Genomic DNA, 9,234 nt, shown 5'->3' with positions numbered 1-9,234 from the left:
AACGCGGCATGGGAGTCTACCATGAAAAAACCTCACGGTATAGTGTGAAAAAAGGGCACATCTAAATAAGACGTCTTTATATTATTTTTAAAAATCGTTTCAAAGTAAATAAATTAGAGAAATAATTAATGATTGATGGATTAAGAGACTTCTTCTATCGATACAGAATACCCTAATTTTTCTAGTCTTCGAACTGAATGATAGACTATTGATACTTCTTTTTGTTTGTCTTAATAATCTTCTCCTAAGTCTCTGTACATTTCTTTTCTAGTCAGAGGATAATAGGCGATTCTTAACATGGCATGGGCTACTACTATTCCTGCTCTTTTCCTACCTTTTCGTGATGCTGTTCATCGATACATTGCTCCAAGGTAGTTTTTGGACGCACCCACTGAATGTGCGGCTTTAGTTAAGGTTGACTTTAAATACTTATTGCCTTTTTTGGATTTAGTTGATTTTCTTTTACCAGCACTTTCATTATGTCCAGGAACTATTGCTGCCCAGGAACATAATCGAGGTGCACTTCCATATTGGTTCTCCAAATCTGTTCCAATTCCATCTGCGACAGTCTGTGATGCACCGTGATTGTTGGAGTCAGACTAACTGTTGGGCTCTAATGGCACCATAGTTTATCGACCTTCCTCACCCAGCCATAGAAGAAGTATTGACGATTTTTATCTATTTTCATTTGCTGTGGTGCAGCGCTTGCGCTGAATGGGTGACTAACTGGCAGTATCATTTAAGTGTAATTATTCACAATTTGTATATTAAATGAATTCACTCCTATCAAAAGGCCTCCCTACTATTAGGAGAAACCACTAAAAAACCTGCGTTTTTCATGGGGCTTAGAGATATTGAAAGTTATTAAGATTTGTTTCAATTTTATGGCCCTTATTATTCAACAAAATAGAATACTAGTCTTATCGATTTATTTCAAATTCATTTCATAATTATGAATTACATGAGAAAACGAAACAATATTTATATATTTGTAACAGAATCTTAATTTGGATGTTATGAATATTACATAAATATTATAGAAACTTTAGTTTTTAGTAACAAGAAAGAGAATTAAGTAATATTACCTTTATAATTTAAAACGTGTAAACAGTTCATTTAAAAATGCATAAAGGAGTGGTAAAAAGTGCGAAGGACAAGAAATAAAATATTTTTAATATCATTAACCATTACATCGTTATTTATTATTTGGTGGATTGTACCTGCAAATTGGATACCAGGTTATGATTTAAAAAATGTTACGTCTAGTATGAACGAATATATATTACATAACTTTGGATGGTTTTATTCAATTCTTATGACAATTATATTATTATTGGCCATTTATTTGATTTTTTCAAAATATGGTTCAATTCGATTAGGTAAAGATAATGAAAGACCTGAATTCGGTTACTTCACTTGGCTAGCAATGTTATTTGGAGCTGGAATGGGAATTGGATTATTATTCTTTGGAATTGCTGAACCGATTTCACATTTAAGTTCACCTTTATCAACTCAATCAGGATCAGAAGAAAGTGCGCGTTTTGCAATGCGATATTCGTTTTTTCATTGGGGATTACATCCGTGGGCATTATACGCAATTGTCGCTTTAGCTATTGCATATTTTACATTTCGTAAGGAAAAACAAGGAACGATTAGCTCAACAATTATTCCGCTATTTAATTCAACTTCATCATCATGGATAGGTCTTACTGTAGATGTTTTGGCTGTGCTTGCGACTGTTTTCGGGATTGTGCCTTCAGTAGGTATTGGAGCTCAGCAAATTTCAGGAGGTTTAAGCTATCTATTCCCCTCATTTCAAAACACGCTTATAACGCAACTTATTTAATTAGGATAGCAAAAAGAAAAGTCAGTGGTAACTTTCAAATTACCACTGACTTTTTCTTGTACTGATTAGCACATATTTTCCTGACATTACTCAAATAATATGTGTGAATAATGTAAATGATGATAAGTTAATAACAACTATGTGATATATAACAACTATGCGATATATAACAACTATGCGATATATAAATACTATGATACTAACATATGTCTTACATTATATATTAACATATATATTGTTAATGAGGAAAGAGAAACAGAAAAACTCTAACCAATTTTCAGTAATTAGAGTTTTAATTTTCTTGCTTTTCCTTTTAGCCAATTTAACATCTTCTCGTCATTTTTCTTATTTTGTCGCTTATTTTCCTTTCGGATATACCGTGAAAGGGTAGTGTGAGCGATTCCCATTTCTTCTGCAGACTGGCGAATACTTAGACCTAAGGAATCAATCATCTCTTTCATATTTTCTGGTGTAAGAGTTACCTCTGTTGAAATAGTGAAATCGAATGATTGTTGCTCAGGTTCTATTGTGGGTTTGGGATCCATCTTTTTTGATAATTCCAAAATAGGTAATTGTTTTTCTAATTCATATTCAACAGATGCAGCTATTTCACTTCTAGCAATTTCTGATTGATTTGTGAGAAGTTCTTCATGACTTTGAGAAGCTATCTTTTCATAGCTGAATTCTTGCATACGTTCGATTATTTTTTCGTCAATTGTATAGTTCGAATTTACCAACAGCTTTTTTTGATTTTCTTTTACGACAATATCGGTTGGTAGAATGATCAAATTGAGTTTAGACCAATAGTTTTGAAACCAGCCTTTTTTACCGACTTGTTCTTCATCTACTGATTCCGTATAATACCAACTTTTAATTACAACATCTTTTTGTAATTCATCTAATACGTTTTCAAACTTGTCCCTCTTTTGTACTCCGTTGTAACGTGTAGAAATATCCATAACTTTTAACAGAGTTGATACTTTAAAAGGTTGCTGTAATGTACGTTTAATCGTTCGAATTTTCCATTGAAGGTTTAAGTACCGGGTTAATCGTTTGTGCTCACGTTGTGTGAAATGGCTATATTGAAAGACTTTTAGGTCTAACAAACCAAGTGATCGGCTAGGACCATCTAAATAAGGTGTTAAAATAGATGTTGGTTTTACTTGTACTGCATAGATTCCTTTTGGTTCTCCAGATTTTTTGTCATACGCCACACGTATTTTTCCAATTTCAAACATTCTCTGAAAATCTTTGAACTTATAGAGCTCATTGTCCTGAATTTCTTGAGTATTTACCACTTTTACTTTCTGATCACCAAGTGATATCCAAATACTTGAAAGTGCAGCAACCCGTTTCATGATATTGAATCGATCCTCTTCACGAAAATCGAGCACTTGTCCTTTAGCCGACCGTTTTTTTAGATTTCTAAGTCGCAGGGCATCATTACTATGAAATTCAATATACCCGTCATTGCTTTTGGGTGATACCATCCATAAATAGGTAATTAAATCAAAAAGATCCGCGGTCATTTCATCCAATGAATGGATGGTGGATTCAATCAACTCTAGCCACATTTCTTGTTGATCAGAGGTTAAATCGATATTTTGTGATTCAAAGGGTCTAAGCTCGGCCAATCCTCTTACTTTTCCACGATTGTCTATAATCTCAGTTGCCAAGTAGCCTTCTTCTCCTTCTTTAAAATCCTTTTTCTTTGTCACGATATCCCTCATCAGATGGTAGTCCATATCCATACTGGAATAAATATAATCACGTTTTAACACATCATCAATTTTTTCTTCGTTTACACTTCGTTTTACTTCATCATTGGGAAACTCGTGAACAAAGTGGCCTGCCAATATCACTTTGATGGTGTCCGCATATTTTTCAACTGCTTCATTAATCATTTGTTTTGTTATATATTTTTCAAAATATAAAGTTTGAGTGAATAAGAAAAATAATGCTCTAAAGCTTGGGCCCATTGCATTGCAGGGGGACTGGTACCTAACCTCATCTTCTGTCATACGATAGGCTTCCATTTTCCATCTCTCAAGGATATACTGACGATCTTGAAATAGTCGTTTCGTTTCTTCAAATATACAAATTTTTAATATTTCGTAGTTTAAAATCTGATGATCTAGTACTCTTTCATATTTCACTGACAAGAACATCCTCTCAATTTGCACCAAGTAATGTGCAAAATATCATATCTCTTTACTTATTTTATCATAAAATGCACCACAAGATTGTAATAAACTCAAGGATTTGTCACAAAATGAACAGAAAATGCACCAAATACTACACAGGTTCCGCTGAAATAGATAAAAGCACCAAATACTACACAGACTCCGCTGAAATAGATAAAACGCACCAAATACTGCACAGATTCCCCTTGAAAAGGTAAAACGCACCAAATACTACACTGGTTCCGCTGAAAAAGATAAAACGCTCCAATATGTATAGTAAAACCTTTTATTTTTTTCTAATTCATAGTATAAAATGTACAATTTGGCAATTAAGTACTACTGGAGAAAAGGTCTAGAACTCTTTTTATAGAAAGTAGCTACTTGAAGTGAACGAGTTGTCATTCTTTACTCCATTAAAGGGCCATTTAATGGAGTAAGACGGTCAAACAATCACTAGATATTTATAGTAATATTAGTATGGAGATTGTGAAGAAATGTACTTAAACTAAATGGCAGTTGAATAAGGAAAATGACTTTAATAATAGTAAATTGAATAAATTTGTTGGAGTCATGATTCATATAATTAATAAACCAAATCTGTTAAGAATGTTTGAACTAGCAAAGCTTTAATGAAATGAGGACTTATAAGTAATGAAGATTTATATATCGAGTTTATTTCCAATTTTAGCAGTTCTTTACTTACTTCCATGGACGTATTAAGCTCTTAAAACATTAGAATTTTATGTAAGAGCATCCTCTGGTTTATGGTGGCATGGAATATTACTTGTACATTTAATTTTTATTGTAAAATTGATGAAAGCAAAAAACTATAAATAGAAACATCATTTGTTATCTTCATCTTTCGAAACATATACATATTGGTAGAATTGGATAAGTAAAGTAAAAAATTGCAACCACTTGATGAAGAGTTGCAATTTTTTCTAAGTTCGATTGATTACTTGTAGGTTTCACTTCCTTCAATATGCACGTTTACTTGAAGTTGCTTAATCGAAGTTCGATCTACCTTCATTAGGTCTTTTTCATTCCACTTCTTCAAGGAGAATTGATAGGGCTTTTCATTTAGATTAAGTAGATCGACACCAAGCTCTTCACCTTTTTTTAAGGTTTGATTGATTTCGTTTCGAATCGTTGAGGCAAATTCTTTTTCAAGTTTTTGTTGATGCAAATGGTTCAAATTGGTCTCAATGATGCCACTGACACGAACCGTAATGTTGTAAGTGGGTTTGTTTTTTCCGAGCACTTTGATACTGTGTTTCGTGCGAAGCACTTTCATACTAGCCTTTTTCTCTTTTGTTTCAATCGAAGTGGCTGTTTGGTATTTACCAAACCATCTGAATCCACTTAATGAATCAAGGTCAACAAATCCTTTATACTGCTTGTGACTGATTACAAATGCACCGTTTTGATACGCAATTTTTCGGTTTTTTTTCTCTTTAAAATGCGTTTCATCAATCGCAAGTGAAGGAATTAAAATGGTTCCCACCGGTTCACTGTAGCGCGAGATAAACCGGTTGTATTTCAAGTTTAAGTTAGGCATGGTTAAGCGTGATTGTTCTTCCGGGTCGTGATAAATCGTATAAATATTCGACTGATTAAAATAAGCTTCACTTTGATAAATATCTTTTAAGTCAGCAACCGTACCAAATAACCATGTGCTATAACGGAGCAATGATTTTTGGCTCAAAAAAGGGACCACTTCATTCATTTTTTTCTCGATCACGTTTTTTGTGAGAATCACACTATTCACTTGACCGAGGAAAAGAGGTTCGACGGTTTTTTTGTGTAGCTGATTCAGAGCACCTTGTATGCTTTCGTCCGTTGCTGTTCCAATCAGAGCAGGTACTGGTTCAGCAACTGCGGTAGCTCCTTCTGTTTTTGCGACATTTGAGAAATTGAGCGCTTCAATGAGGACTGTATACAATCCGTTCTTGTAATCGATCCCGATACTCGTCACATAGATTTGATTTTTAATGTTCTTTCCATAGCAACCAGTTAGAAAGAAGAGCGGTAATATAAGAATAAAACAAGCTATTTTCCTCATTTTTCTTTCTCCTCACGACGCGTTGGATCCACAGGTCCTAAGGCTTGATGACGTTTTTGAAGATATTGAAAAGGCAGTTTAAAAAGCAAGTGAATCAAGTCTGAACGAGTCGGTTTCGAAAATAACAGTGCATAGGGTTGACCAAAACTTTCTAATGAAACAACTAAGACGATCAATAGAAAAAAAGCGGAAAAAAAGCCATAGATGCCAAAAAGAGATGAAGAGATTAACACAAAAATTCTTAAATAAACAATGTTTCCGGCAATGTTTTGATTCACTAGCGTATAACCGGAAATAACGGTAAGCGCAACAATCACAAGCGTCGTAGGAGAGGTCAAACCAGCACGAATCGCAGCATCGCCAATAAATAAACCACCAAGTACGGCAACTGTTTGGCCTACTGCTTTTGGTAAACGAATTCCTGCTTCCTTAAATAATTCAAAAAAAGCAAGCATAATCATTACTTCGGCTGGTGCACTGAGCGGTAAACCAAATCGATTGATCACAACGGTCGCCAAAAAAGCATAGGGCAATTGTTCTAGTTGAAATGTAATAAGCGCTACAAAAAAACCTGGTAAAAAAACGGTCGTTACGAGTGCGACTAAGCGAATCGTCCGTACTAGATTGACATAAAAGAAGCTAGAGTGAGCATCTTCTGGTGAAAAAAGTAATTGATTTAAACTGGTTGGTCCAATCAAACAACTTGGATTTCCATCAACTAAAATGACGAACCGTCCTTGATTTAAAGATTGAACTGCATAATCCGGTCGACCAGTGTTTTCCATAAGGGGTAAAACTGAAAATGGTTGATCGTATAAGAACTCCTCAACTTCATTACTGCTAACAATTACATCGGTTTGGATTTTTTGTAATCTTAATTGAACATCAGTTAATATTGAAGGATTTAAAATATCCTCCATGTACACCAACAACACTTTTGTTCGACTTCTCTCCCCAATTGTGAACGGAATGCTCTTTAAGGTTGTTGTTTTGAGTCTTTGTCGAATCAGAGCGAAATTAGTGGAAATATTTTCAATGAATCCATCACGTGGTCCTCTGATGGAGTTTTCTAAATTAGATTCTTCCGGGTTCCGTTTCGGTGGATTTGCCATTGGTAGAAAGAAGATATCATTTGTGTACGAACTAAACAGGACGCATTCGCCTGAAAACAATTTTTCTTCAATTTCGTTTTTGATTGGTCTTTCATTTGATAACTTACTTGATTCGTACAATTGATTCAAATCGTTAAAGGTGAGCGCCTTTTTTTGTTCGACAAGCTCAAATAAGGTTGAAATCGTTTCGTTCATAACCTTCGTGTCGACTAAGCTTGGACAAACAATTAGCTTTAAAAAGTGAAGCGTCTCACCTGTTTGATATTGTTTTGTTCGACAAAGAATATCGGATGATTTTTCAAACCATTGAAATAGTTCAACTAAATTGAGTGAGTCAAGCGTTTGATGATTCGAATTCATGCATTTTCTCCTTTCCGCAAAACGACAATCAATAAAATCCCCATCGCACAGCATAGAAAGACCAATGATACTGGCATGTAAATCTGATGAACAAAGTAAAAAAAGGACGTTGTATTCCATGGAACATAAGCCCCGATGATGAGCAAAACATATAGAAAAGGGATGATCCATTTAGTTTGATGGTTTTGACTGAGTATCTTATTTGCTAAAAACACATTTAAACTCACGCGAATCACCGCACCAGACAACCATTGAAAAACGGCTAAGAAATCAAGACGCGTAACGTTTTTACCAAGTTTCAACAGTTTCCATTGTTCATAGGCTGGATTTCGTAACTTTTCGGCTTCAACCCATCCAAATTCAGTGATTGCACCTGTAAGCGGGCCAAGTAACAGCATAAGTAACACAAAACAAATCAACATCATCCACTTTAATTTCACTTTGTCCGTTAAATAGGACACCAGAAAAACAATAAAGAGAATTTCAAAATAACCTGAACACGTATAAAGAAAACCTTTGAAAAAATGATGAGCCCCATGTTGAAAAATAGGGAATAACAGGGAATAATCTTTATTCGGGCTATTACCAACCCCCACAACAAAACCAAAAAGCACAACGAATGGCAACGCGACAAATCCGGTCGTACTAATGGTACGAAGCCCTTTATACGATGCAAAGAAGCAAATAATCGAAAACAATCCGATGACAAAGAGAATCGGAACTTCCATCGCGTAATTCGCCTTTGCCCAGCTCACTGTTAATTTGAGCGTAATAAAAGCGGTACATAAAAAATAAAGGATGAACAAAGAAAAGAAAATCCATTTGATGGGAGAAGGTAGAACTGCGTCTAGTAACGTGAACACGTTCCGGTTGTTTAATTTTTTTAACAAAAAAAAGACAAGTAATGTCCAAATACCAAACGGTACAACACTTGCGATAGCTGTCAACCATGAATCACGATGCGATGTCGTTAGTAAACTTGGAATAATGATGACATGGAGCATAAATCCAGACGATAAAAGTAATAAGAAATAGACATGCACCGCCTGAATGGTTTTATTATTCATTCAACACATTCCCCTTTAGACTTAGGATAGGTTTAATCTTTCCAATTGGACGCAAAACTATGTATAATAGATAGTCAAAATATACACCTCAGTCCGAGGTGTTCTTTAGCTTATTTCTAACAAATGAATGTTACTAATCTCCGGTTATAGAATGTTACTTTACGATTAGGTTATGAGTACGATGAATGTACACATAAGAAACCTACAACCATTAAGAAAATGAATTTAATAATGAAATTCAAGACTAAGATAGTTACTATTTTGTTATATTTACATTTTAATTCTTATGTAACTAACGCATACTTTCGTTGAAGAGCATGAGTTGCTTAACTGCAGCTTTTTTTATTTGCGTGCCCAGCAAGCCGTCAATTGCTAACTGGTGAAAGTCCAGTCTAGGTAAGAACCAAGTCGCCTAGTAGCTAACAGGCAACTGGTGGAGAAATCCTAAGGTTGAAGCCCTGTGATAAAGTAACTTCCTTACGGAATTACGAGCAACTTTACAGGTTGTAACATAAAGTGAATCCTGCCGCCTCGTTAAAAGGAACCTCAAAAGAGGACAAAGAGAAGTCGAGCCTGGGAATAAGTACAAATGCTAACTTAAATA

5 protein-coding genes and 1 pseudogene are annotated in these 9,234 nt (G+C 34.8%); 1 reads left to right on the top strand and 5 read right to left on the bottom strand.

The genetic code is table 11. The features are described from left to right. Window positions 1–350: 350 nt before the first annotated feature. Window positions 351–542 (bottom strand): transposase, encoded by a 192-nt coding sequence (locus tag CN601_RS28230; protein ID WP_179865710.1) that lies wholly within the window; start codon window positions 540–542, stop codon window positions 351–353. Between the two features lie 602 nt (window positions 543–1,144). Between CN601_RS28230 and CN601_RS26180 the strand changes: the two are divergent. After that, window positions 1,145–1,843: pseudogene (locus CN601_RS26180) on the top strand (BCCT family transporter); the annotation flags it as partial. Window positions 1,844–2,130: 287 nt separating this feature from the next. Here CN601_RS26180 and CN601_RS27780 read toward each other — a convergent pair. The 4 genes from CN601_RS27780 to CN601_RS26160 all read right to left on the bottom strand — a co-directional run bounded on the left by CN601_RS27780 (window position 2,131) and on the right by CN601_RS26160 (window position 8,630). Further along, window positions 2,131–4,002, bottom strand: a complete 1,872-nt coding sequence (locus tag CN601_RS27780; RefSeq protein ID WP_098121409.1) for a hypothetical protein — start codon at window positions 4,000–4,002, stop codon at window positions 2,131–2,133. Window positions 4,003–4,984: 982 nt separating this feature from the next. Beyond that, complete coding sequence (locus tag CN601_RS26170; protein WP_098172837.1) at window positions 4,985–6,091, bottom strand: Ger(x)C family spore germination protein; 1,107 nt, start codon at window positions 6,089–6,091, stop codon at window positions 4,985–4,987. Then, complete coding sequence (locus CN601_RS26165) at window positions 6,088–7,563, bottom strand: spore germination protein (RefSeq protein WP_179865709.1); 1,476 nt, start codon at window positions 7,561–7,563, stop codon at window positions 6,088–6,090. The genes CN601_RS26170 and CN601_RS26165 overlap by 4 nt, the downstream gene beginning before the upstream one ends. Then, window positions 7,560–8,630, bottom strand: coding sequence for an endospore germination permease (locus tag CN601_RS26160; protein ID WP_098172835.1), 1,071 nt, complete (start codon window positions 8,628–8,630; stop codon window positions 7,560–7,562). Before CN601_RS26160 ends, CN601_RS26165 begins: the two co-directional genes overlap by 4 nt. Between the last annotated feature and the right edge of the window lie 604 nt (window positions 8,631–9,234).

The sequence above is a fragment of the Bacillus sp. AFS017336 genome, assembly GCF_002555445.1.
Taxonomy (GTDB): Bacteria; Bacillota; Bacilli; order Bacillales; family Bacillaceae_G; genus Gottfriedia.
The sequence above is the reverse complement of the archived record's forward strand: the minus strand, read 5'-3'. Positions and strand labels throughout refer to the sequence as shown.

Bases quoted from the DNA above. Each gene is read 5' to 3' on its own strand.
- CN601_RS26165 (WP_179865709.1), bottom strand. From the start codon at position 7,563: ATGAATTCGAATCATCAAACGCTTGACTCACTCAATTTAGTTGAACTA.
- CN601_RS26170 (WP_098172837.1), bottom strand. From the start codon at position 6,091: ATGAGGAAAATAGCTTGTTTTATTCTTATATTACCGCTCTTCTTTCTA.
- CN601_RS26160 (WP_098172835.1), bottom strand. From the start codon at position 8,630: ATGAATAATAAAACCATTCAGGCGGTGCATGTCTATTTCTTATTACTT.